The sequence below is a fragment of the Chryseobacterium sp. CBSDS_008 genome (assembly GCF_049959325.1).
Lineage (GTDB): Bacteria > Bacteroidota > Bacteroidia > Flavobacteriales > Weeksellaceae > Chryseobacterium.
The window spans coordinates 682,312-705,411 of the sequence record NZ_CP188202.1; the positions used below are offsets into that span (position 1 = coordinate 682,312).

Below are 23,100 nucleotides of genomic sequence, written 5' to 3' on the forward strand. Positions count from 1 at the left end.
TTTTAATTTAAAAAATTCCTGTAATCATGCAAAAAATGAATAAATATCCTGTAAAAATGGATTCCGTTGAAAAATATTTGGCAGAAAGCGAGGTGCAGAAGAGTAAATTTATTTTCAATTCCATGTATTTAAATCCTTTCATTCCCATAACTGATTTAACATATATAATGGATGAAGTAAGAGCATTCATGCAACACTGGAAACACAGAAAAATCAACCAAAGAAATCAACCACAGTTTAATAGGTCTTCCCATGAAACATTATAACCTGACAGCTTGGTTTAGTATGGTCGCTGTTATTTGTTCCCAACAGGTACAATCACAAATTTCAGACAGTACAGAGCTGCTGACACTGGAAAAAATATGGAATATTTCAACACTCCATAACAGGCAGCTGAAGTTATCAGTCCTGAATCGGAAAGAAAGTAAACTAGAGACTGATGAAGCAAGGGATCAACTTTTGCCCGAGCTTTCCGTTGGTGGAGACTTCAGATTCAATTCAAAATTTCTTGTGTACGAAAACGGGCTTTTCTCCTCCCCGCAAAATGTATCCGTTTCCCGTTACGGATATAGTGCAGGGTATTATTTAAATCTGAATCTGTACAGCGGAGGTAAAGAAAAAAGGAATATTAAAATCAAGCAGGAGAAAGAAACGATAAAACAGTATGAGTTTGATCTGCAGAAAAATAATATAAAATATAATGCAGCGGTTGTCTACTATGATCTTTATAAATTTTTGCAGTTCCGGACCTTTATTTCGGCTGAAATCTCAGCAGAGAAAAAACAGCTTACCCTTACAGAAAACCTATATAAAAATGGTGTGGTAATGAAAAGTGATGTATTAAGGATATCGGTCAAGTTATCACAGCTGGAGCTGAGCCTTTCTGACATGGAAAAGAAAATAGATCTTGCAAGACAGCGGCTCAATATACTGATGGGGCGTGAAAGCAACATTCCTTTTGATATTTCTTACCAGAATAGGGTTGGACCTGAAATTATAGCAGAAAACCGTTCTGAGTATGTTGATATTGCCTTAAGCAACTCTCCGCAGTATAAGATTGCTAACCGTAATATAATTTTGAGTGATATGAATACTAAACAGATACGCGCCGGTTTACTGCCGAAAGTTTCTTTGTATTCGAAGTACAATTACACTTTTCCCCAGATTTCTTTCTATCCTTATTCTAATGATTTATGGGGATTTGGCCAGACAGGAATCCAGGTACAGTTCTCCATTGACAATCTGTATAAAAGCCGGCATTCCATTGCCCGTGCCCAAAATATATCCGAGCAGCAAAAGGAAAAAGCCGTCATAAAAAAAGATGAACTCACGCTTCAGGTTAATGAGGCGTATTTACAGGAACAGCAGGCAGCTGAGCGTGTGGAAATGGCCGAAAAAAATATTGAAAAAAGCTCGGAAACAGTTCGGGTGATCAGGAACAGCTACCTGAATCAGGAATCACTGTTAACAGATTTGCTGGATGCTGAAAACATCCTGCTTGAAGCAAAATTCAATCTGGCCACTGCCCGGGCTGAACTCAACCTAAGCCATATCAGATTAATGGCCATCATGGGAATACTTTAAGAATTTAACAATATGAATACCAATAGAACAGATAAAATAGTTGTGGTAATAACCCAATGGTTGGGAATTGCATTATTAGCCGCATTAACAATATGGGGAAGTATTTACTTCTGGAAAGGATACCGTTATCAGCATACTAATGATGCTCAGATTGATGCTTACCTGTCACCAGTAAATGTGAAAGTAGGAGGGTACATAAGTAAAATTTATTACAAAGATAACCAGCAGCTTAAGAAAGGAGATACCCTTGCCATAATTGAACTGGATGAATACGGACTGAAAAGAGATGCCGCACTGGCAGAATTGATGGGCTCCAGGGCAAAACTGCCGATTCTCACAGCCAATGAAGAAACCCAGAGCAGGAGCATCGAAGTTATCAGGGCACAGCTCTCCGGTGTCCTGGCGAAACTGGAACAGCAGCAGCATGAGTACCAACGCTATAAAAATCTGCTGGCTGATGAATCCACAACACAGCAAAAATTTGATCATGTAACGGCTTCACTGGCAGCTAATCAGTCTGATTACCTGCAGACGAAAGCTTCATTACGGGTTGCTGAGTCTAAACTTAATGATCTCAAAGCACAGCGTGCAGCAATAGCGGCGGAAATAAAAATTAAAGAAGCATTATTGGAAAGACAGATGCTGGATATCAGATATACCGTTATTACAGCTCCTTTCGATGGACAGATCGGCAAAAAGACCATTCAGGAAGGACAGCTGGTGCAGCCCGGACAGACGCTGGCTTTTATGGTCAACAGCTCAGAGCCGAAATGGGTAATTGCTAACTTTAAAGAAACACAGATCGGTAATTTTAAACAGGGGCAGAAAGTATGGGTTGAGGTAGATGCTTTTCCGGGTGAAAAATGGAATGGAATTATAGAATCTTTTTCTCCGGCAACCGGATCGCGTTATTCGATTCTGCCGCCTGATAATGCCACAGGTAATTTTGTGAAGATTACACAGCGGATTCCTGTCCGGATAAAACTGACCGATACTCCCGAAAAGTTAACCCGGCTTTCTGCAGGCATGAACGCCAATGTTGATGTTATAAATGACTAATGATGCAAGCACATAGAATTCCTGTTTTTAAAAAGTGGGTACCCGAATGGATTGCCCGATCAGTGATATTTACGATATTGATGACCTGCCTCTATAGTTTTGCCTTGTATACCCATCCTGCGACAATAATGGGTTTTTACGGAGTGGAATCTACGGATATTCAATATGCTATGGTTGTTATTTATGGATCTACAGTGGCTTTTCTGGCGTTGGATTTTCGTATGGTGAAGTATTTTACTCCCCGTAAATATCTTCTGGCGGCGCTTGCTGTGAATGCGGTATGTTCACTGATATGTTTCTATACCAGGAGCTGGACGATCTTGATAACGGTTCAGTTCATTCAGGGAATTACCTGTGCTCTGATGTCCGGAATCGTATTGAACATGATATTTCCACGTTTAGAATCTGTACGGGCACGGGTAATAGGATATACCATTCTGTACGGCGGCATACAGATTTCGGTTCCTCTATATTCAGTCTATTACAGCATAATGCTTTATTTTTTTGATTTCAACTGGTTGTTTTACGGATTAATTGTACTGTTGGTAATTGTAACAGGCATGGTAATGGTTACAATGAATGGGAAAGCAAGATTTTATAAAAAAATTCCGCTTTACCAGGTAGACTGGATAGGATATCTCTTCTATATCACTTTTATTCTCATAACAGGATACATTTTGGTATACGGCAGGCAGCTGGGATGGTTCGGCAGTCCCTTGGTTACTTTTTTAAGTCTGTTTAACATATTGGTCCTTTTTGTTTTTATAACCAGGGAACTCAAACTTAAACGTCCTCTAATAAACCTTCAAATTTTTAAAACCCGGAATTTTGTGATTGGCCTGCTGCTGCTTTTTACTTTTTATATTTTTAAAGGAAGTACCGGCCTTGCTTATGGATATCTGGAAATCATTCTGGGAAATGATCCACTCAATACAATTCCCATATGGATAGCAGTCATTGCAGGAACCGTGATCGGGATGTTTGTGATTTCCCGTTTTGTTCTCATGGGTTATAACCTGATCAAGATTATTATTGCAGGTTTTGGAATGATGGCTTTGTTTTATGTCTATATGCTGCTGTTTGTAAGCGTCGGGGGAGAGACAGGTGATTTTATTCCCGCTTTGTTTATCTATGGTTTTGCAACAGGGGTATTATTTGTTCCAATTGTATCTTTTACGACTTCTGCAGCACCTCCAAAGATTGCTGTCAATGCATCACTGGTCGGTATTCTTGCAAGATTTACCGGTTTTACGTCAAGCCTGGCACTTAATAATGAACTTCAGCTATATACTAAAGCTTCGGCCACAGAGAAAATACGTGAAAATATGAATGAAACAGATCCCCAGCTTTCCATTGTTCTGCAGAATGTTTATCAGACGTATATGAATGCAGGAAATGATATGTATACAGCAAAAAATTCTTCTGCCGGATATATAAGCGGTCTGGTAAAAGAACAGGTATTGGTAAATGCTACCCGTGATTATTATAACCTGATGCTTGCCGGGATATTAGGGGTTATAATAGTCCTTTTGCTGCTGCCACAGGTTCGGCAGGTGGTACTTAAGCTGAAGAAAGGACAGGTTCCTTATTAGAAAAATGGTAGATAGATCTTGTAGCTCTGTTTTATCAGCAGATTTAAATTATTTGCTTATATAGTGGCCCCACCAGGAATCGAACCTGGATCTAAAGTTTAGGAAACTTCTATTCTATCCATTGAACTATGGGGCCTGTTTATAAGTAAAATTACAAATTATTCTGTGAAACAGGTTTGACAGGAGTAATTTTCAGAAAACTTTATCTAAAAGGCTTTATCGATAAAAGAATCTGCCCTTTAGAGGCAGATTCAGTAGATAAAACATCTCATTTTTTTAATTAGACAACAATAAAAAGCACAGCCGACAATGCTGTGCTTAAATTTTTATTTCAAATTTAATTGCAATTTCAATAGTAGTAAGAAAAGCAAATAAAGTTTCCACTTCGATGTTTATTACATAGTAAATATAGTAATAAATTTAATACGAAATATGAATTAAATGTTAAAATTCACAAGTTATCCACATTTTTTTGTGGATAACTCTTGAGCTGGTTTAAAATCCACGTTTTTCCGTCTCAATATCCATATTGTCTTTCTTTGAGAACAAAATTTTAGTGGTTCAGAAGGATTAACAGTTTGCGGTCTTTTTAAATAGTATTTCTATTCTGAAAGATATTGTAAAATAAAATCATTTAAGATCCGCTTTTCTTCATTACTTCCTTTATTATCCATATGTCCATGATTGATAAGAGTAGGTTGCACAGTCATATGATACTTTTTCTGTTCCTCTTCAGTAGGGAGTACTCCTTCATCCGCCGGATAATCATTGGAACGTAAGGTATAAATTTTAGGAATGGAAGTTCTCGGCAGGAACATTCTCCGGTTATCCATGGTGATCAGTTTATAGACCATATTGGGATGCTGATTGCTGAATAATGCCGCCATATCACCACCATTGGAGTGCCCGATTAATGTAAGATGCCGAAAATCAAGTTCAGGATTTGTTTTTTTAAGTTCATTAATGACAAACAGAATATTGGCTGAGCCATTTTGCCAGAAGGGCCTTCTCACGATTTGCGGCTTTCCTTCTACAGGTATTAGATTGTCTGTCGCAAGTTCATGCTGAATGCTTACCGTGAAATAGCCTTTTGAAGCCAGCTTTTCCGTTAAATAAGAATACACAAAATAATCTCCGCCTTTATTAAGGCCATATCCATGATTGAAAATAATCAGTTGCTGACGGAGAATCTTTTTATTTGTTTTAGGCTGGTAAATGGCAACAGGAATTTTACGGTTTCTGCTTTGATCAAACAGGGTTAATGTATCCAATTGTACAACGTAATCCCTGTGCTTAGTATTCTTTTTTTGTACGGTACAGCTTATGATCATCAGGGGAATTGTAAAAATAACGGATACAGAGTATTTCATGGTTTGATTTTTATTTAACAGAATAAAAGAATGATCTTAATTCATCTGCAAATATATGAGGTAATTCCAGGGCTGCAAAATGCCCGCCTTCGTCCATCTTTTTGAAGCTGTTAACATTCACAAAACGTTCTGCCCATTCTCTTGGAAACTGAGCCTCCCGCGGAAATACAAGTACCCCTGCAGGAACATTGCTTTTTTGATGAATCTGTGTACCGCTCCATAAAGCTGCTGCATCTTCTTTGTACATTCTGGCAGAAGAACCTATGGTTTGAGTGACCCAGTAAATCATTATATTGGTAAGCAATTCATCTTTTCCTCCCAATGCAGTTTCAATCAGTTCAGGAGAAGCTCCGGCATTGATAAAGCTTATGATCCAGCCTGCCAGTCCGGCAGGAGAGTCATTCAGTCCATAAGCAAGAGATTGAGGCTTGGTAGACTGCACCATGGCATAGGCGCCTTCACTATACCACCATTGCTGGACAAACTGTGCGAATTTCTTTTCTTCCTCACTCATTGTTGCCGGATCTTCCTGACCGGTTGGATATCCTACATCTGTAAGATGAACGGCTTCCATTACTTCAGGATATTTTGAAATCAGTGATTTTACAACTCCCATGCCTATATCCCCTCCCGCAGCGCAGAATTTTTCATATCCAAGTACTTCAGTCATCAGTATTTTCCACAGATCTGCCACCTTTTCACTGTTGACCGCTGTTTTATCAGAAAATCCGAATCCGGGAATGGAAGGGATGATGAGGTCAAAAGTTTGTTCACCCTCTGTAAGCAGCGGGATGATTTTATGGAAACGGTAATAACTGTCCGGCCAGCCATGAGTAAGAATTAAAGGTTTGGGATTGGGGCCTTTTCCTCTGATGTATTGGAAGTGAATCAGAATTCCGTCTATCCGGGTTGTATACTGTGGATGCTGATTCAGTTGCTGCTCATTGATCCTCCAATCGTAATCATGCATCCAATAATGGATAAGTTCTTTCAGATAAGCTTCGCTGGTGCCATAGTTCCAGCCGGAATCTTCAGGCTCGCCGGGCCATCGGGTATTTTGTAAGCGGTTTTTCAGGTCGTCTATAACCGGTTCGGGAATGTTTACTGTAAATGGTTCCATATTATATATTTTATTGGTGTAAATGTTATTTGTGGAAAATACTGATAGTAAGATGGTTACCAAAGTTAAAAACTTTCTCTTTTAATAAATGTTGTCAAAATCATAAATTTTTTGATTTTTTAAATGATGAAAAATAAGTAACTTTAATTCATTAAAATCTCGTAATACATATTACTCCTATTCAGGTGTTATTTTTACCCTGATCATCCCAGGTTCAATTTTCTGAACCCAAAATACCTATTATCCATAACTAAAGCAAAGACAATTTGTTTTGCGGTTTCAATAGTCATTAGCACTTATAGGCTTCTGATTGTTGATATTTAATATTAAAAAATCATTATGAAAACATATAAAATTGCCGTAATCGGCGGAACAGGAAAATCCGGACAATATCTGGTAAAACATCTTCTTGAGAAAGGATATTTTCTCAAAATTTTAGTAAGACATCCTGAAAATTTTACCCTTCAGCGTCCATTAATAGAAGTCGTAAAAGGAGACGCGAGGGATGAAGCAGCTATCCATACTTTGATTGAAGGAACTAATCTTGTCATGAGTACTTTAGGGCAGCCAAAAGGAGAGAAGTCTATATTCAGTGATGCTGCAAAAAATATCATCTCTGCAATGAGCCATTATGGAATCACCCGCTATATTGTAACTACTGGTTTGAGTGTAAATACACCGTTCGATCATAAAAATGAAAAGGTAAAAATGGCCACAGACTGGATGTACCAGAATTATCCTGAGACAACGGCAGATAAGCAAAAAGAATATGAACTTCTTTTGGATAGCAACCTGGATTGGACGTTGGTAAGACTCCCTCTGATTCATCTTACAGAGGGAAACTTTCCAGTGGAAACAAGCCTCACAGACTGCAAAGGTGAAGGCATCAGTGCTGCAGATCTGGCAGAATTTCTGGCTTCTCAGATCGAGGATTCTGAATATATCAGGAAAAGCCCGTTTTTGTATAATGTGAAAGAGTAAAGTGTTTTAATTGATCAACAGAAGCAGTCGTCTCAGAAATGTCATTCTGAATGAAATAAAATGTAATGAAGAATCTCAAATCATTAGTCAGTAATAAAATTCTTTGAACAACGTTCAAAGCTCTAACTATTTGAATTTTGAGACGGTTGTTTCTGTTTTAATATTTTTTACAGCCATACATCAGGATGCGCTTAAATGCATATATTGCCGGATATTTTGTAAACCTTTGGACTATACGCGATTTAAATTCAGAGATAAAATTTTCTTTCTGTTCTCCTTCCAGACGTTCCAGGTAAGGTAACAATGCTGTTCCTGAAATAAAAGTATATAAATCTTCATAATCATCTGCAATGATAGGATAAACCTTCTGAAATATTTCAATATCCTGAACTCCGTTATCAAACAGTATCTGTGCATAATCATCCATTGAAAGTACCGGAGAATCGCGTTTGAAATGATTTAACTGTGATGCATAAGGCTCTTCATCCACCATCTGCATCAGAATCTGATTCAATATATTTTCATTCTGAACAGGCATTTGGATGGCTAACTGGCCACCGGGTGAAAGTGATCCAATAATTTTAGGAAATAACGTTTCGTGATCATCTGTCCATTGTAACGCGGCATTACTGAAGATAAGATCCCACTTCTGATCAGATGGTACAGCTTCTTCAATGGTCTGAAGCTTAAAATGCAGATTCTCATTTTCATACTTCTTCGATTTTTCAAGCATTTCTGCTGATGAATCGATTCCTAAAAATGTAGAGCCTGTGAATTTTTCTGTCAGAATGGAGGTTTGTTCTCCGGTTCCACAGCCCAGGTCAATAGCTTTTATAGTATTTTCGGGCTTAATTAATGCTGCTAAATCGTAAAAAGGTTTGTAGCGTACGTCTCAATAAAAAACCGGCTGTTTTTCAAAAACAGCCGGTTTTATTTATTGTTCAAGTTTTTCTTTGATGTACTTCGCCGTATAAGATTTCTTATTTTTGGTCAGATCTTCAGGTGTGCCGGCAAAAACCACTTCTCCACCATGTTTTCCTGCTTCCGGACCGATATCGATAATATAATCGGCACATTTGATGATATCAGGCTGGTGCTCAATAACAATCACTGAATGTCCAAGGTCAATCAATGCCTGCAATGATTTCAGTAATTTCTGAATATCATGGAAATGAAGTCCCGTAGAAGGCTCATCAAAGATGAATAACGTCTTATCCGTTGTTACCCCTTTTACAAGGAATGAAGCCAGTTTCACACGCTGTGCTTCACCGCCGGAAAGGGTAGAAGAGCTTTGTCCCAGCTGCAGATAGCCTAAACCTACTTCCTGCAGAGGTCTTAGTTTCGTTACAATTTTATCTTCATTGTTATCTTTAAAAAATTCCAGGGCTTCATCTACGGTCATATGAAGGATATCAGAGATATTTTTCTCATCAAATCTTACTTCAAGGATTTCATTTTTGAATCGCGTTCCTTTACAAACCTCACATTCAAGCTCAATGTCTGCCATAAACTGCATGGAAACATTGATTACCCCTTCTCCTTTGCATTCATCACATCTTCCGCCATCTACGTTGAAAGAGAAATGTTTAGGTTTATAGCCCATCATTTTGGCTACTTTCTGTTTGGCAAAAAGATCACGGATGTCATCGTAAGCTTTCAGATAGGTTACAGGGTTTGAACGGGATGATTTTCCGATCGGATTCTGATCAATCAGTTCAATATTCTTGATCAGTTTTTTCGGGAATTCTACAGAATCATAATCTCCTTTTTTGCCACCCATTCCGAGCTGAATCTGAATATCATTGGTAAGAATTTCTTTCATCAGCGTGGATTTTCCGCTTCCTGAAACTCCTGAAATGACGACCAGACTTTCCAAAGGAACATCTACATCTATATTTTTAAGATTATTCTGACGGGCTCCTTTAATTTGAATCCATTCTTTTGCTTTTCTTCTTTTCTTCGGAACTTCAATCTCCAGTCTTCCGGTAAGGTATTCTGAAGTAAGGGTATTGGCTTTTTTAAGATCTTTATAATCTCCGGCAAATACCAGTTCACCACCAAGATAACCAGCTTCCGGACCAATATCAATAATATAGTCAGCGGCTCTCATCACGTCTTCATCATGTTCCACAACAATCACGGTATTTCCCAGGTCGCGAAGATTTTTCAATACTTCGATCAGGTTTTCCGTATCTTTAGAATGAAGTCCGATAGAAGGCTCATCCAGAATATAAATAGAACCTACCAAAGAACTTCCCAGACTGGTGGCCAGATTGATTCTCTGGCTTTCTCCTCCTGATAGCGTATTGGACGTTCTGTTTAAGGTTAAATATCCTAATCCTACCTTTAATAAGAACTCCAGACGGGTGGTGATTTCGTAGATCAGTCTTTTGGCCACTTCTTTATCGTGATCTGATAGTTTTAATCCATTAATTACCGGAGCAAGCTCATCCAAAGGAAGTTCAATCATCGACTGGATATTGTGTCCGTCTACTTTTACCCAGCTGGTTTCTTCACGAAGTCTCAATCCTTCACAGGTTGGGCAGAGTGTTTTCCCTCTGTAACGGGAAAGCATTACCCTGTACTGGATTTTATACAGGTTTTCTTCAAGCATTCTGAAGAAATTATTGATGGATGGGAAGCTGCTCTTTCCATCACCTTTCCAAAGGAAGTTTTTCTGTTCTTTTGTTAACTGGTGATAAGGTTTATGAATAGGGAAGTCACCTGCTTTTTTGATGAAGTCTTTTTTCCATTCACTCATGGTTTCTCCTCTCCAGCTGACAACGGCATCTTCATAGACGGACAATGTTTTATTGGGAACTACAAGATCTTCATCAATTCCGATTACCTTGCCGTATCCTTCACATGCAGGACATGCTCCGTAAGGATTGTTAAAGCTGAAGAAATGTACATTCGGTTCAAGGAATTCCATTCTATCCAGTTCAAACTTATTAGAGAACTCTTTTACTTTTCCGGTATCTGTATTCTTTAATGAGCAGTAGCCGCGCCCTTCATAAAAGGCCATTTGAATAGAGTCTGCAAGCCTTTGTAAAAAGCTTTCGTCTTCCTCATAGGAGAAACGGTCGATGACAAGGTTGATGGTCATTCCTTTTTCAGGTACAAAACCAAAGCTTTCCAGATCTTCAATTCCTGCCACATTTCCATTGATTTCAAGCCTGGTGAAACCTGCCAGTTTTAAGACATTTAAAGTTTCCTTAAAATTGTCAGCATCATATTCCAAAGGAGCTGTCAATAAAAAAGAAGTATCTTTTTTGGATGATTTAATAAAATCTACCACATCCGAAACAGAATCCTTTTTTACTTCTTCTCCGGAAATGGGAGAAAAAGTTTTCCCGATCCTTGCGAATAAAAGCTTCATATAATCATAGATCTCGGTAGATGTTCCCACAGTAGAACGGGGATTGGATGAAATTACTTTCTGCTGGATGGCGATAGAAGGTGCAAGTCCTTTGATGTCATCTACTTTTGGCTTTTCTAATTTCCCCAAAAACTGACGCGCATAAGAACTTAAACTTTCCACATATCTTCTTTGTCCTTCTGCATAAATAGTATCAAAAGCCAAAGACGATTTACCGCTTCCTGAAACCCCGGTAATAACGATCAGTTTGTTCTTTGGGATCAGGACATCTATATGTTTCAGATTGTTAAGATGTGCATTCTTAACAAAAATCTGTTTTTTTATGTCTATTTCTGTTGTGTTAGCCATATTTTGTTTATTCATAAAAGTAACTGCATAGCATTAATGCTTTCAGTAATGGTGTTTTGCCTCAGCATATTCCGGGCAGTCATTAATTGAACATTTCAGTATATTCCTGAATTCATCATATTTATAACGACATTTTTAAAGAATGTGGTCAGAAAATTCAGATAAAAAAGAATATTTTCATTCGTAAAATTAAGACCCACAAAATTACGAATTTTTAGCGAAAATTTTGTTGGGAACTTTTTTGAATACCTTAAAAAACTTTTATTGAGCAAAATTTAAACAGCTCTTATAAAGCTTTTTAGTTAATTTTTTAATTATACAGTCCAAAGAGATAGACACTTCATTGCTTTTATCTATGGCACCAAAAATCTTTTTTCAGAAATTATCTCTTTGGATTTTATAGGTTGGTCTACGAAAAGTTAAAAAACAATTGCTATTTTTTTTAACCTCTGTAAAAAACTGTATGTAAGCAATTTAACATAATAAATTTCCCTATACAGTGATCGAATTAATTCTTTACATTTACTACCTAATTATAAATATACAATTATGAAAAAATTAATTTTATTAGCAGCCTTTGGAGTTGCGGGTCTTGTAAGCGCTGAAAATTTAGTTGTGAAAGAAACTACTATCAAAGAAAAATCAAAAAAAGAAGCTGAAGCTCCCAAAAAAGAAACTACTAAAGCTCAAACTACTGCTGCTTGTGTTCCTGTTTCCTATAGTTGTGGAGTATCAGGCTGGGCATGTGGTGCAACTGTGATGGAAATGCTGTCTAATGCTTGGGATGGAGATAGTCTTTTTTGTGGTAACTAATTAAAAAATAAGAAAAGAATTATTCTTATAAATAGTGCTTTTCTATAATAATTCAATGAGCTCATATAAATATAAGTATTTACTGGTCTTTCTTTTTGTTTCTTCAGTGTTTTTTTCTCAACAAAAAAAATATTCATTTGGATACAGATTAAAATATGTTCCTGACTCAACAGATACCTTAAATAGTAAAATAGAAGATTTTACCTTATTTGTTGAAAATGGTAAATCTTACTTTGTAAGTGATAATTTTTTAAAGAGAGATTCTATATTAAATTCTATCCAAAAAAAACAAGGCATAGGTTTTAATTTTGCTAATACACCTAATACTAGGTTTAGATCAGTAGTAATAAAAGATAGTGGAATTAAAAACATTTCTTTTTACGACAACATATTAAAATACTATTTTAGCTATCAGGAAACTCCGAATTTTAATTGGAAACTGATTAGTGAGAAAAAGAAAATTGGCGATTATAGTTGTTCTAAGGCTGAAACAGTATATGCTGGAAGAACTTGGATTGCATGGTACACTACAGAAATATCAATAAACGAAGGACCATATAAATTTAATGGTTTACCAGGTTTAATTATTCAAATTTCAGATACTAAAGATGATTATAATTTTGAATTGATCAGTATAAAAAAAGGCAATTTTCCTAATGATAATACGGTTTTTAGTGAAAATTATTTGAAAAAACATAAGCAGCTAACAAAGGAAGAATATCTAAAAGTTATTAAGAATATTAATGAAAACATTATAAATGAAGCTTCTATGAGTGGATTAACAATTTCTCCGGAAAGTGTAGAACGAGCAAAAGCAAATTTTAATAAGAGAAATAATCCGATAGAACTTAATAAGCTTTAATAAAACTACTATAAGCTTTGAAACCTGTTCATAAGAGATGGATTGGAGCGCACATTTGCATGGTTTGATAATGACAGAAGACTGTGTAGAAACTATGAGTTTCTTAATGGAAACATCGGAAAATATGGTCAAATTATCTGTTGTAAAAGTTTTATTGAAAAAAAATTTAAACAGGCTCTTATGATGGTAAGAAATAAAAAATAAGTATTTTTTGTGGTATTACTCTCGTTTTACTGTTTTATTTTACGGTATTTTACATAATTTTTTAAAATATATTATGTTTTTTTATTTAACTATTGTTTTATGTTATAAAATTATTTAAAATTGTACCTGTAAATATGTAATATAGAAATGAGAAAATTATTCAGAGATCTGGTTACACATTTAATGAGAAAAAGATAGAAATTACTCCCTCACAAGATGCAGCATAGCGCTGCATCTTTTTTATGACAACTATCATTTGCCTGTCTTGGTGAACTCCCTTACTTTTGGAACCTGTTATTTAAGAAAACTACGGAAACGATTATGATCAAAAAGATAGGAAGTGCTTTTTTTCTGGGATCTTTACTTTGGGTACATGCACAAGAAAGGACAACAGATATTGAAAGCATTGAATTTCAGGGAAAATTCATCTCGACACCCTATAAAAGTGCCAATCAGAACATCAGTGTGATCACCAGGGAAGATATTGTGAATTCTCCTGCCAGAAGCATAGATGAGATTCTTCAGCAGGTACCGGGTATGGATATCAGAAGGAGAGGAGCCAATGGGGTGCAGAGTGATATCGGTTTCCGTGGAAGTTCTTTTGAACAGGTTCTCCTGTTGCTGAACGGAATAAGAATGAACGATTCCCAAACCGGTCATAATAATATGAATATTCCGGTAGATCTGGATGATGTAGAAAAGATAGAAATTATAAAAGGACCGGCCGCCAGACGTTTCGGGCAGAATGCTTATGCCGGTGTTATTAATATTGTTACCAAAGCTGTTCCCGGAAAAAAAGTGAAGATCAGTGCTGAGGGAGGAGATTACAGTACGTATGGTCTTGGATTCAATGCGCAGATGGGAAATGAAAAATTCACGAACTCTCTTCAGGCCAATTCTGCTTCTTCGGACGGGTATATGTTCAATACCGATTATGAAATCAGGAATGTATTTTATCAGGGGAAACTGGATATTAAAAACGGCGACGTCAGAGTGCAGGCAGGTTTTTCGGAAAAGAAATTCGGAGCCAATGGTTTTTATGCTTCCAGTGCTGCTACGAAGCAGTATGAGGAAACGCAGGCTTCTATCGTAAGTGTAGCTCATCAGCAGACTTTCGGGAAACTAAAGCTTAATTCAAATGTATATTGGAGAAGGGGACAGGATATGTACCTTTATGACAGATGGGATCCTGATTTTTACAGAAATATGCATATCGGGAATAATGCAGGAGGAGAAGTGAATTCAAGCTACCAATGGGGATTGGGAACAACCGGAATTGGTGTTGAGCTTAGAAAAGAATTTCTGGCGAGCAGTAATTTAGGCAACAGAAACCGTTTTGTTTCCCAGATTTTCTTTGAACATCATTTCTCATTACTGGATAAAAAACTGAATATCAGTCCAGGGATCTCATGGGCTAATTATTCTAAGGAAGGAAACTTCTTCTATCCCGGACTGGATGTGGGGTATAACTTTAATGCTCATAATAAAATCTATGGAAATATTGCAAAAGTACACCGTATTCCGACTTTTACCGAACTGTATTATGTCAGCAGAACAGAACAGGGGAATCCGGATTTGCAGCCTGAAAATGCAGTTTCATCAGAGGTTGGATATCAATATCAGAACAACAGGATTTTAGCTAAAATCAGTGGTTTCTTAAGGAATTCCAGTAATTCTATTGACTGGGTGAAAAATGATGTGAAAGATAAAGTGTGGTTTGCAGAAAATGTAGGAGATATTAAAACCAGAGGGATTGAGGCAGAGTGGAGCCACAGACCAATGGACTGGTTAAAATATACAATTGGATATACGTATATCGACAGCCAGTATGAAGAAAAAACCGGCCTGGTTTCAAGATATATCCTGGACAATCTGAAACACCAGTTTATATCTAAATTAGAGGTAAAATTCCTGAAATACTTTACCAATGAGCTTGTTTACCGTTACAACGAAAGGGTAAATCTTGGAACTTATAATCTTGTGGATGAGAAGCTGAGTTTTGCGAAGAAAGACTACTCGGTTTATGCTTTGGTCACTAATATTACGAACACAAATTATACGGAAGCATTTGGGGTAGCAATGCCACAAAGGTGGTTCCATATTGGGTTTTCATATACAATTAATATTAAGTAGGTATTAATTCAATATTAATGAAAGTTAATATTAACAAATTGTTAAAAAATATACATTTGCAAAAATTTTTTTATGAAACGTCTTATAGGCTTAGGATTACTACTTGGGATTTCTTTTTTTAAAGCGCAGGAACACATTTCCAGCTTCAATGCAGTGACTCTGACCTATAAGTTTCATCCAAAATTTTTTCTGTATGCTGAAGGACAGATGCGTGGTAATGAAGACTACACCTATCCTGATTATTATGAAATAAAAGGAGGTCTGGGGTATAATCTTACCAAAGATCATAAACCTTTCATTGGACTTGGAAGATATGTGAATTATAAAGACCACAGCTTAAGCAGAGAGGAATTCAGGGTGTGGCTTCAGGACGTCATCGATGTTAAAAAGGGCATCGTGAAGTTTGAAAACCGTTTCCGTGCTGAAAAGAGCTGGTTTTACGAACCGAAAACTGATCAGACTTCCCAGAGAATGCGTTACAGGTATCGTCTGAATGTAAGTGTTCCATTAAATTCCAAAACGATCAAAAAAGGTACTGTTTTCGCCAATGCCTATGATGAAGTTTTCTTTGTATCCCCTATGAAGCCTACTTTTGCCAGAAACAGAGTCTATGGCGGTTTCGGCTATCAGATTGATGATTATTTCGGAATTGTAAGCGGATATCTGTGGCAGCGTGAATTTGAAGCAAAGGGAAACAAAAATTTACATTTTGTTTATCTTGCTTTAAATATTAACATTGACGGAACAAACCACCACACGAAGACCTACGATTTCCCGGGTGCGGATTAATTGCTATTTAGATCTGCCTGAAAATTTAACAGCTCCAGTTTAGAATTAAAATAATGATCATTCAGCAATGTCTGATATTTTTCAATCACTGATGATATGGCATTTACTTCATGTTCGAGGTATTTGTCTTTGTTGAAATAGATGTATTCAGAGTTTACAAATTCCTGTAAGATGATTTTATCTTCAATCTTTAAAGCATCTTTATAAGCAGAATTTTCGATCAGCTCTTTAGTCTTTAATTTAAAAGGTTCTTCTGCTTTCAAAAGCTTGGCTCTGTGCTTGCGGATTTCTTCAAAGGGTAAAGTAACGGCCATAAACTGCAGGTATACCGTAAAGTCATTAAGGCTTTTTTGGAATACATCGAATTCTCTGTCTAATACCGCAAGTTTCTTGTACTTACTAACAAGCTCTTTCTTAATATCCTCGTTGGAAACATGATAATAATGCTGAAAAATTGCTTTGTCATTTTCCTGAAGCTCTTCTTTTACTCTGCTCAGTTCACTTTCCAGTTGAGGTATAAGGCCAGCAGCATCTTTTGCTTTGTATAAAGTGCCGTTAAATCTGAATGTTTTTATTTCTTTCGGATGGGAAGCCAGGTATTGAAGGGTCTGAATATCCATCTCTATTCCTGTTTTTTCGTAGACTAAAGATACCTTTTTGTCACTGAAAAGATCTCCATCCTGGTGAGACACAGCATCGGGAATAACAGATTCAATATTTTCGATAACAGGATTATGTCTTTCGTAATATCCGTTAAAATCTGAACTGAAGGTTTGATAGATATTGTGATCCAGATACAGCTTGATGAAAGTTTCATCTTCTATCACTTCGCCCACGTTTTTCACCGTGTGTAAAGTCAGGTATTTTGAGGTCATAATTTCGCAGATCTTATCATATCCGCTGATAATTTCTTTTGCATATCTGTGGTCTGCAGCTTTACGTCTGGTTTCGTTTGTTTTAACCCTTTCAATTCTTTTTAAAATATCAGGATGTGAGGTCCACTGGTCTTCAATTTCTATTCTGGATTTATTATAGCGGGTAAGATCTTCAGCATCTATTTTCGGAAGTCCGTTTATGTAGGGATGGTTATTCCTTTCGGATAAGATTTTCATTAAAGAAAACTGGTTCTTATACAGGTCTTTGGGAAGATATTTTTGCTTGCTTTCAATATAAAAATTAAAAGAACTATTAAAAGCAACATCGCTTAATTCCAGCCTTAATAAAGATGAAGACTGCTCCTCAGGATTGGTAATATAGGTTGAAATAGCATCTGCATGATATTCCATTTCTCTCTGCAGGGATGCATGATTTTTGAAAAGAAAATTGGACATACTTTTAAGGACAGACTGAAATGCATTAATGAAACCAACTGAAACCAGACCAAAGATTTTAAAAATAGCATTTCCTCCCGAAAATTCCAGGATAAAGTTTTCGTAGTCTTTATTATTGTAAACGGTTTCAAAAATTATTTTTTCTGCCTGATTTACATAACCACCGACTTTCATACTTTTTTGGGAGAAATGTCCAAATTCATGGGCCAGGATTGTCCGTAATTCTCCTACACTTGTAGTGTTGATCAACCCAACGCCAATCGTGAGATTTTTCTTTACCGGCAAAAACATGCTCCAGAAAATAGAATTATAGCTTACACTGGCATTTACATCCGGAGAAAGGAAAACTTTTTGAGGAGCCATCACTTTTGTTTCAGCAACAATTTCATCAATGATAGCAAACAGCTCAGGCTGATGAGATCTGTTAATTTCAAGCAAATGACGCGTACTGTAATGGTTTTTTCTGAAAATAAATTTAACAAGAAATATAAAAACAAAAATACCCACACTCAAGAGTCCTGCCGCCCCTAAAAGGGTAAAATAATTAACATACACGCTCAGCATTTTTACGGCTCCGTATCCTAACAGGAATACCATAAGCAGAGAGACCAAAATAAGTATCAGGTAGATCAGGAAAAAAACTGAAACGGATACAATGGCAGAAACCAGCTTAGATTGATAAGCTGATGAAATTTTGGGTAGGTTATTAGTCATGTGTTTTTTATTAATATTTTTCTATCAGATAGCGGTAGGCTTTCAGATATTTATTGAATCTTTTAATGTCCTTGGGAGTAAGCTCTCTGTTAACTCTTCTAAGGTCCATATTGTCGCGAAGGTCATTCAGTTTTACCGCAACGGAAAGGAGAGACCTCTCTGTTCTTTTAATGAATTCGTCATAATCTTCTTCCGGATCAAGCTTGGTAAGACAGCTGATAGCGAAAATAATATATTCTGGAAACCCTTCAGATCTTAAATAATCCAGGCTGAACTCCTGTGGATGGTCTTCTACGACATCATGCAGCACTCCTACAATTTTTTCATCCAGTGTTTTACCATAGTTCATCACACGCATTACGTGCGCAATGTATGGCGCATGGTATTTATCGGTTTGTCCTTTATGAGCCTTATCGGCGATTTTGATTGCTTTATTCAGTAATTCTTCTTTTGTCATTCTAATGAAAAATAGACTACAAAAATAAAAAATGCCTTAAAAAGTAAAGCATTTTTATAAAGAATATTTCAGATGAATTTTACAAGTGGGTTTCATCCTCTATATGAGCATGTAAAGCGTTGTTTTTTACAGATTCTATTCCGTTTTCCATGCCGTTGTCGGATTCATACATCTGGCTGGTTCCTATAATCTGTCCATTTCCTGCTTTGAGATTAAAATAGCATCTGCCGTCATTGGCCATATTTCTTTCAAATTTTGAGTCTTCCTGTGAGTGTGTTTTTACAGATCCAATTCCGTTTTCGCAGGATGGCCTGGTGCTGTATCCCTGGCTGGTTAAAATAACCTGTCCGTTTCCTGCTTTAAGATTGAACTGAAAGTCCCCGTTTGTTCTTTTAGAGATGATAAATTTTCCCATGGTAATAGTTTTTAGTTTGTGTTATTTGGAGGGTATTGGTTTTTTGGGATCTGCCTGTAGTTTTTCAGGCGTAATGGCATTTAAAATTTTATATTGTGACTCATCCTTTGAAGGTTCCTTTAAAGCCAGATAAAGAGCGGTGTCTTTAGGGATAACAGTCAGTATTTTATACAGTTCTTTTCGTGGATGCTCAGATTTCAATGTAAAATACCCGTGCAGTTTTTCATTCTTTCCCAGCTTCGCGGTATCTGCTTTGGGAACGGGAATTAAGTTTTCTTTTTTTTGTGCTGTCAGAGCAGCTGAAATGAGGAGGAGTGGAAATAATAAAGTTCTCATGTGTTTAATTTATAATAAAAATAATAATTTTTTTTGAATCAAACTATTAAAGGCCTGAAAATTCAATGCTAGCTATACTACATATGGATTAAAAACAAAGCGCCTCAAAAATGAGACGCTCAATCAAAATTTATGTTATTTAAGGACTAATAAGCTCCTTTCTCAATATAATGAGCTGCAACTTTTTCAGTTAAAGCTACTACATTCGGATGGTTCGTATACTTCGTGAATCTTCTTAATCCGGAAAGCATCATTCTCTGCTCATCTCCTTCGGCGAAAGAAATGATTCCTTCTTTAGCGGCAGTGATGATTTTTTCAACAGCTTTGTAAAGATTCAGCTGAGCCATAGCTGCCTCCACAGAATCAGGAGAGAAGTGTTTCTCTGCTCTTAATACTGCAGATTCTGCCATATAGATCTGGTTAAGGATTTCAGAAGCATTTAATAATAAGTGCTGCTGTTTTTCAATATCCATCATGAATTTCTGAAGAGCCGCTCCGGAAACCATTAAGAATACTTTCTTAAGATTCGCGATAATTGCTTTTTCTTCACTCATGAATTCTGAATAATCAGGAACTTCAAATGAAGGGATACCCATCAATTCTTTGCTGATTGCCATTGCAGGCGATAAAAGGTCCAATTCACCTTTCATTGCTCTTTTGATAAGCATTCCTACGGCCAAAAGTCTGTTGATTTCGTTGGTACCTTCATAAATTCTTCCAATTCTTGCATCTCTCCAAGCAGACTCCATTGGAGTATCTTCTGAGAATCCCATTCCACCATAAATCTGAATTCCCTCATCAGCTGTATTTTGAGTAAGATCAGACACAAAAACTTTTAAGATAGAAGCTTCAACTGCAAATTCTTCAACCCCTTTTAATTCAGCTTGCTGGTGATCCATTCCTCCGGCAACCAATTCAGCAATTTTATCTTCTACATTTTTTGCTAAACGGTAAGAACCAGCTTCACTTACGAAAACTCCGGTTGACATTTCAGCAATTTTCTTTCTGATTGCCCCAAAAGTTGAAATGGAAACTCCAAATTGTTTTCTTTCGTTTGCATACTGAATAGAATGGTTTAAAATTCTTCTTTGTCCGTCAAGATTTGCAGCAGCTAATTTAATTCTACCAACATTTAATGCATTCAAAGCGATTTTGAAACCATTGTTTCTTTCTCCTAACATATTTTCGACAGGAACTTTCATATCATTAAAGAAAACCTGACGAGTAGAAGAGGAGCGAATCCCTAATTTATGTTCTTCTTCACCAAAAGATAAGCTGTTTGGATCTTCTAATTCTGAACGGTTGATGACAAAACCTGTGATATTTTTATCATCATCAATTTTAGCAAATAAAGTGAAGGTATCAGCAAAGCCTGCATTGGAAATCCACATTTTTTGTCCGTTGATGATGTAGTGTTTTCCGTCATCAGACAATTTTGCTCTTGTCTTTCCTGAATTGGCATCAGATCCGGCATCCGGTTCTGTCAGGCAATATGCTCCAAATTTTGTTCCCGTAGCTAAATCCGGAAGATATTTCTTTTTTAGTTCCTCACTTCCGTAAAGAAGAGTTGGAAGCGTCCCGATTCCGGTGTGTGCTCCATAAGCCGTTGCTAATGAGCCATTTCCTCCTGAAACATAATCACAAGCCAGCATCGTACTCACAAATCCCATTCCGAGACCGCCGTATTCTTCAGGAACGGTAATTCCCAAAAGTCCCATTTCACCTAACTGGCGCATTGTTTTTTCGGTCAATTCATAGTCTTTTTTCTCAAAACGGTCATGATGTGGAATCACTTCTCTATCTATAAATTCTTTCGCAGAATCACGAAGCATTTTTTGCTCTTCACTCAGTTCTTCAAGACTGAAAATTTCGTTTGCAGGAATTTGTTTGATCAGGAATTCCCCGCCTTTAAGTATATTGCTCATTTGTTATTATTTTAAATTTTAGATGATAAATTTTAAATTAGATTTTGTTTATAAATTTTCAGATGATGTTTTGATGATTTTAGTCAAAATATTAATGATCATTTCAATATCTTTTAAATATGGAGTGATCTCAATTTGAACAAGATTTGAAGAATGATAAAGTTTCAGCCAATATTTTGTTTCCCTTGCTTCTTTATTAGCAATAGAAAGTTTTGATATAAAATCCTTTTTAGATTGAGCAGCTATAGCTTCTTCTACATTTGCGCCAATTGAAGTTCCAGAACGAAGAATTTGTTTTGATAAGATAAACTCATTTTGAGATTTACATTCAGTATAAAATTTAATTATTCTTAAAGCAAAATCAAAAGTTTTTATTTGTATCAAATTATCTTCTTTGAAACTCATAGCATCTAAAATTTATAATTTAAAATCTATAATTAATTAAAGGAGTTCAAAAATAGAAGCCGCTCCCTGTCCGGTTCCTACACACATAGAAACCATTCCGTACTTGTTGCCGCGTTTTCTCATTTCGTCAAGAAGTTGAACGGTAAGTTTTGTTCCTGTACATCCCAGCGGGTGCCCAAGGGCGATAGCTCCACCGTTTACGTTTAAGATGTCAGGATTTAAACCTAATTCTTTCTTGATGGCAACGGATTGAGAAGCAAAAGCTTCGTTAAGCTCAATCAAGTCGATGTCTTTTAATTCAAGACCTGCCTGTTTCAAAGCTTTTGGAATAGCATAAATAGGTCCCATTCCCATAATTCTTGGCTCTAATCCGGCAGCAGCATAAGCCACTAATCTTGCTTCAGGCTCCAGTCCTAATTCTTTTACCATTTCCTCACTCATTACCATTACGAAAGCCGCTCCGTCACTCATCTGAGAAGAGTTTCCAGCCGTTACGCTTCCTCCGTTGGCGAATACAGGTCTTAATTTTGCTAAACCAGCTAAAGAAGTATCTGCTCTAGGCCCTTCGTCAACTGAAAAATCAAACTTTTTAGTCTGCATTTTCTGATTTTCATCCAGGAAATTGTATTCTACAGGAATCGGAACAATCTGATTGGCAAATTTTCCTTCCTGATTGGCTTTTAAAGCCTTCATATGAGATTCAAAAGCAAACTGATCCTGTTCTTCTCTGGTAATATTATATTGTTTTGCAACTTCTTCCGCCGTGTAACCCATTCCCCAATAGTAATCAGGATTTGTTTTTGCAATATCCGTTTCCGGAACCGGCTTGTAGCCTCCCATAGGGATGTATGACATAGATTCCGTACCACCTGCAATAATGCAATCCGCCATACCAGCCTGGATTTTTGCAGAAGCAATAGCAATCGCCTCACTTCCTGAAGCACAGTATCTGTTTACAGTTACTCCCGGAACTTTATCGGTATTTAATCCCATCAAAGAGATCAGACGCGCCACATTAAGCCCTTGTTCCGCTTCCGGCATTGCATTTCCTACGATAAGGTCATCAATTCTATTTTTATCTAATTGTGGGAGCTCAGCCATTAATTTTTCAATAACGGTAGCCGCCATCACGTCAGGTCTTGTAAATCTTAAACTTCCTTTTGGAGCCTTTCCAACGGCAGTTCTGAAACCTTTTACTATGTATGCTGTTTTCATTTTTTTTAAATTAAATTGTTTTTAGAGTTTTTGCCTCGTAGAGGTAAACTGTTCATAGATTTTTGTTT

At 36.7% G+C, this 23,100-nt stretch carries 20 protein-coding genes and 1 tRNA gene; 9 read left to right on the forward strand and 12 right to left on the reverse strand.

Annotated elements, in window-relative coordinates; all coding sequences use genetic code 11:
- Positions 1–35: 35 nt before the first annotated feature.
- The 4 genes from ACP3T3_RS02915 to ACP3T3_RS02930 are packed head-to-tail and all read left to right on the forward strand — an operon-like array spanning position 36 to position 4,235.
- Positions 36–266 (forward strand): hypothetical protein, encoded by a 231-nt coding sequence (locus ACP3T3_RS02915; protein ID WP_426478436.1) that lies wholly within the window; start codon positions 36–38, stop codon positions 264–266.
- Positions 253–1,584: a TolC family protein gene (locus tag ACP3T3_RS02920; protein WP_426478437.1), complete on the forward strand. Its 1,332-nt coding sequence runs from the start codon at positions 253–255 to the stop codon at positions 1,582–1,584. The genes ACP3T3_RS02915 and ACP3T3_RS02920 overlap by 14 nt, the downstream gene beginning before the upstream one ends.
- 12 nt (positions 1,585–1,596) lie before the next feature.
- Positions 1,597–2,643, forward strand: coding sequence for an HlyD family secretion protein (locus tag ACP3T3_RS02925; protein ID WP_426478438.1), 1,047 nt, complete (start codon positions 1,597–1,599; stop codon positions 2,641–2,643).
- Positions 2,643–4,235, forward strand: a complete 1,593-nt coding sequence (locus tag ACP3T3_RS02930) for an MFS transporter (RefSeq protein WP_426478439.1) — start codon at positions 2,643–2,645, stop codon at positions 4,233–4,235. Before ACP3T3_RS02925 ends, ACP3T3_RS02930 begins: the two co-directional genes overlap by 1 nt.
- 64 nt (positions 4,236–4,299) lie before the next feature.
- On the opposite strand, the gene ACP3T3_RS02935 is transcribed toward ACP3T3_RS02930, so the two are convergent.
- The 3 genes from ACP3T3_RS02935 to ACP3T3_RS02945 all read right to left on the reverse strand — a co-directional run bounded on the left by ACP3T3_RS02935 (position 4,300) and on the right by ACP3T3_RS02945 (position 6,725).
- A tRNA-Arg gene (locus ACP3T3_RS02935) sits at positions 4,300–4,371 on the reverse strand.
- A 466-nt stretch (positions 4,372–4,837) separates the two neighbouring features.
- Positions 4,838–5,605, reverse strand: a complete 768-nt coding sequence (locus tag ACP3T3_RS02940; protein ID WP_426478440.1) for an alpha/beta hydrolase — start codon at positions 5,603–5,605, stop codon at positions 4,838–4,840.
- A gap of 10 nt (positions 5,606–5,615) precedes the next feature.
- On the reverse strand, positions 5,616–6,725 hold the full coding sequence (locus ACP3T3_RS02945) for an epoxide hydrolase family protein (RefSeq protein ID WP_426478441.1): 1,110 nt from the start codon (positions 6,723–6,725) through the stop codon (positions 5,616–5,618).
- Positions 6,726–7,064: 339 nt separating this feature from the next.
- Between ACP3T3_RS02945 and ACP3T3_RS02950 the strand changes: the two genes are divergently transcribed.
- On the forward strand, positions 7,065–7,706 hold the full coding sequence (locus ACP3T3_RS02950; RefSeq protein ID WP_426478442.1) for an NAD(P)-dependent oxidoreductase: 642 nt from the start codon (positions 7,065–7,067) through the stop codon (positions 7,704–7,706).
- Positions 7,707–7,863: 157 nt separating this feature from the next.
- On the opposite strand, the gene ACP3T3_RS02955 is transcribed toward ACP3T3_RS02950, so the two are convergent.
- Both ACP3T3_RS02955 and uvrA read right to left on the reverse strand, forming a co-directional pair.
- The gene (locus tag ACP3T3_RS02955; protein ID WP_426479934.1) at positions 7,864–8,559 is read right to left on the reverse strand and encodes a methyltransferase domain-containing protein; all 696 of its coding nucleotides are present in this window, start codon (positions 8,557–8,559) and stop codon (positions 7,864–7,866) included.
- Positions 8,560–8,640: 81 nt separating this feature from the next.
- Complete coding sequence (gene uvrA, locus ACP3T3_RS02960; protein ID WP_426478443.1) at positions 8,641–11,433, reverse strand: excinuclease ABC subunit UvrA; 2,793 nt, start codon at positions 11,431–11,433, stop codon at positions 8,641–8,643.
- Between the two features lie 549 nt (positions 11,434–11,982).
- Between uvrA and ACP3T3_RS02965 the strand changes: the two genes are divergently transcribed.
- From ACP3T3_RS02965 to ACP3T3_RS02980, 4 genes are all read left to right on the forward strand, one after another.
- The gene (locus ACP3T3_RS02965; RefSeq protein ID WP_426478444.1) at positions 11,983–12,246 is read left to right on the forward strand and encodes a hypothetical protein; all 264 of its coding nucleotides are present in this window, start codon (positions 11,983–11,985) and stop codon (positions 12,244–12,246) included.
- Positions 12,247–12,301: 55 nt separating this feature from the next.
- Complete coding sequence (locus ACP3T3_RS02970; RefSeq protein ID WP_426478445.1) at positions 12,302–13,108, forward strand: GLPGLI family protein; 807 nt, start codon at positions 12,302–12,304, stop codon at positions 13,106–13,108.
- A gap of 525 nt (positions 13,109–13,633) precedes the next feature.
- A complete protein-coding gene (locus tag ACP3T3_RS02975) occupies positions 13,634–15,445 on the forward strand; it encodes a TonB-dependent receptor plug domain-containing protein (RefSeq protein WP_426478446.1) in 1,812 nt (603 codons plus the stop codon).
- A 72-nt stretch (positions 15,446–15,517) separates the two neighbouring features.
- The gene (locus tag ACP3T3_RS02980; RefSeq protein ID WP_426478447.1) at positions 15,518–16,234 is read left to right on the forward strand and encodes a DUF2490 domain-containing protein; all 717 of its coding nucleotides are present in this window, start codon (positions 15,518–15,520) and stop codon (positions 16,232–16,234) included.
- On the opposite strand, the gene ACP3T3_RS02985 is transcribed toward ACP3T3_RS02980, so the two are convergent.
- The 7 genes from ACP3T3_RS02985 to ACP3T3_RS03015 form a co-directional block, all read right to left on the reverse strand.
- Entirely contained in the window at positions 16,231–18,279 is a 2,049-nt protein-coding gene (locus ACP3T3_RS02985; protein WP_426478448.1) for a M48 family metallopeptidase, read from the reverse strand. The genes ACP3T3_RS02980 and ACP3T3_RS02985 overlap by 4 nt on opposite strands.
- 10 nt (positions 18,280–18,289) lie before the next feature.
- The gene (locus tag ACP3T3_RS02990) at positions 18,290–18,736 is read right to left on the reverse strand and encodes a phosphohydrolase (RefSeq protein WP_041461800.1); all 447 of its coding nucleotides are present in this window, start codon (positions 18,734–18,736) and stop codon (positions 18,290–18,292) included.
- A 79-nt stretch (positions 18,737–18,815) separates the two neighbouring features.
- A complete protein-coding gene (locus ACP3T3_RS02995) occupies positions 18,816–19,151 on the reverse strand; it encodes a YegP family protein (RefSeq protein ID WP_426478449.1) in 336 nt (111 codons plus the stop codon).
- Positions 19,152–19,172: 21 nt separating this feature from the next.
- The gene (locus ACP3T3_RS03000) at positions 19,173–19,487 is read right to left on the reverse strand and encodes a hypothetical protein (RefSeq protein WP_426478450.1); all 315 of its coding nucleotides are present in this window, start codon (positions 19,485–19,487) and stop codon (positions 19,173–19,175) included.
- 146 nt (positions 19,488–19,633) lie between these two features.
- Entirely contained in the window at positions 19,634–21,412 is a 1,779-nt protein-coding gene (locus ACP3T3_RS03005) for an acyl-CoA dehydrogenase family protein (protein WP_426478451.1), read from the reverse strand.
- A 48-nt stretch (positions 21,413–21,460) separates the two neighbouring features.
- Positions 21,461–21,817, reverse strand: a complete 357-nt coding sequence (locus ACP3T3_RS03010; RefSeq protein ID WP_426478452.1) for a four helix bundle protein — start codon at positions 21,815–21,817, stop codon at positions 21,461–21,463.
- Positions 21,818–21,853: 36 nt separating this feature from the next.
- Positions 21,854–23,032 carry a thiolase family protein gene (locus ACP3T3_RS03015; RefSeq protein WP_426478453.1) on the reverse strand — a complete coding sequence of 393 codons (1,179 nt, stop codon included), beginning with the start codon at positions 23,030–23,032 and terminating at the stop codon, positions 21,854–21,856.
- Positions 23,033–23,100: the final 68 nt, after the last annotated feature.

Coding starts and splice junctions, on each gene's coding strand:
- ACP3T3_RS02915 (WP_426478436.1), top strand. CDS start 36: ATGAATAAATATCCTGTAAAAATGGATTCCGTTGAAAAATATTTGGCA.
- ACP3T3_RS02920 (WP_426478437.1), top strand. CDS start 253: ATGAAACATTATAACCTGACAGCTTGGTTTAGTATGGTCGCTGTTATT.
- ACP3T3_RS02925 (WP_426478438.1), top strand. CDS start 1,597: ATGAATACCAATAGAACAGATAAAATAGTTGTGGTAATAACCCAATGG.
- ACP3T3_RS02930 (WP_426478439.1), top strand. CDS start 2,643: ATGATGCAAGCACATAGAATTCCTGTTTTTAAAAAGTGGGTACCCGAA.
- ACP3T3_RS02940 (WP_426478440.1), bottom strand. CDS start 5,605: ATGAAATACTCTGTATCCGTTATTTTTACAATTCCCCTGATGATCATA.
- ACP3T3_RS02945 (WP_426478441.1), bottom strand. CDS start 6,725: ATGGAACCATTTACAGTAAACATTCCCGAACCGGTTATAGACGACCTG.
- ACP3T3_RS02950 (WP_426478442.1), top strand. CDS start 7,065: ATGAAAACATATAAAATTGCCGTAATCGGCGGAACAGGAAAATCCGGA.
- uvrA (WP_426478443.1), bottom strand. CDS start 11,433: ATGGCTAACACAACAGAAATAGACATAAAAAAACAGATTTTTGTTAAG.
- ACP3T3_RS02965 (WP_426478444.1), top strand. CDS start 11,983: ATGAAAAAATTAATTTTATTAGCAGCCTTTGGAGTTGCGGGTCTTGTA.
- ACP3T3_RS02970 (WP_426478445.1), top strand. CDS start 12,302: ATGAGCTCATATAAATATAAGTATTTACTGGTCTTTCTTTTTGTTTCT.
- ACP3T3_RS02975 (WP_426478446.1), top strand. CDS start 13,634: ATGATCAAAAAGATAGGAAGTGCTTTTTTTCTGGGATCTTTACTTTGG.
- ACP3T3_RS02980 (WP_426478447.1), top strand. CDS start 15,518: ATGAAACGTCTTATAGGCTTAGGATTACTACTTGGGATTTCTTTTTTT.
- ACP3T3_RS02985 (WP_426478448.1), bottom strand. CDS start 18,279: ATGACTAATAACCTACCCAAAATTTCATCAGCTTATCAATCTAAGCTG.
- ACP3T3_RS02990 (WP_041461800.1), bottom strand. CDS start 18,736: ATGACAAAAGAAGAATTACTGAATAAAGCAATCAAAATCGCCGATAAG.
- ACP3T3_RS02995 (WP_426478449.1), bottom strand. CDS start 19,151: ATGGGAAAATTTATCATCTCTAAAAGAACAAACGGGGACTTTCAGTTC.
- ACP3T3_RS03000 (WP_426478450.1), bottom strand. CDS start 19,487: ATGAGAACTTTATTATTTCCACTCCTCCTCATTTCAGCTGCTCTGACA.
- ACP3T3_RS03005 (WP_426478451.1), bottom strand. CDS start 21,412: ATGAGCAATATACTTAAAGGCGGGGAATTCCTGATCAAACAAATTCCT.
- ACP3T3_RS03010 (WP_426478452.1), bottom strand. CDS start 21,817: ATGAGTTTCAAAGAAGATAATTTGATACAAATAAAAACTTTTGATTTT.
- ACP3T3_RS03015 (WP_426478453.1), bottom strand. CDS start 23,032: ATGAAAACAGCATACATAGTAAAAGGTTTCAGAACTGCCGTTGGAAAG.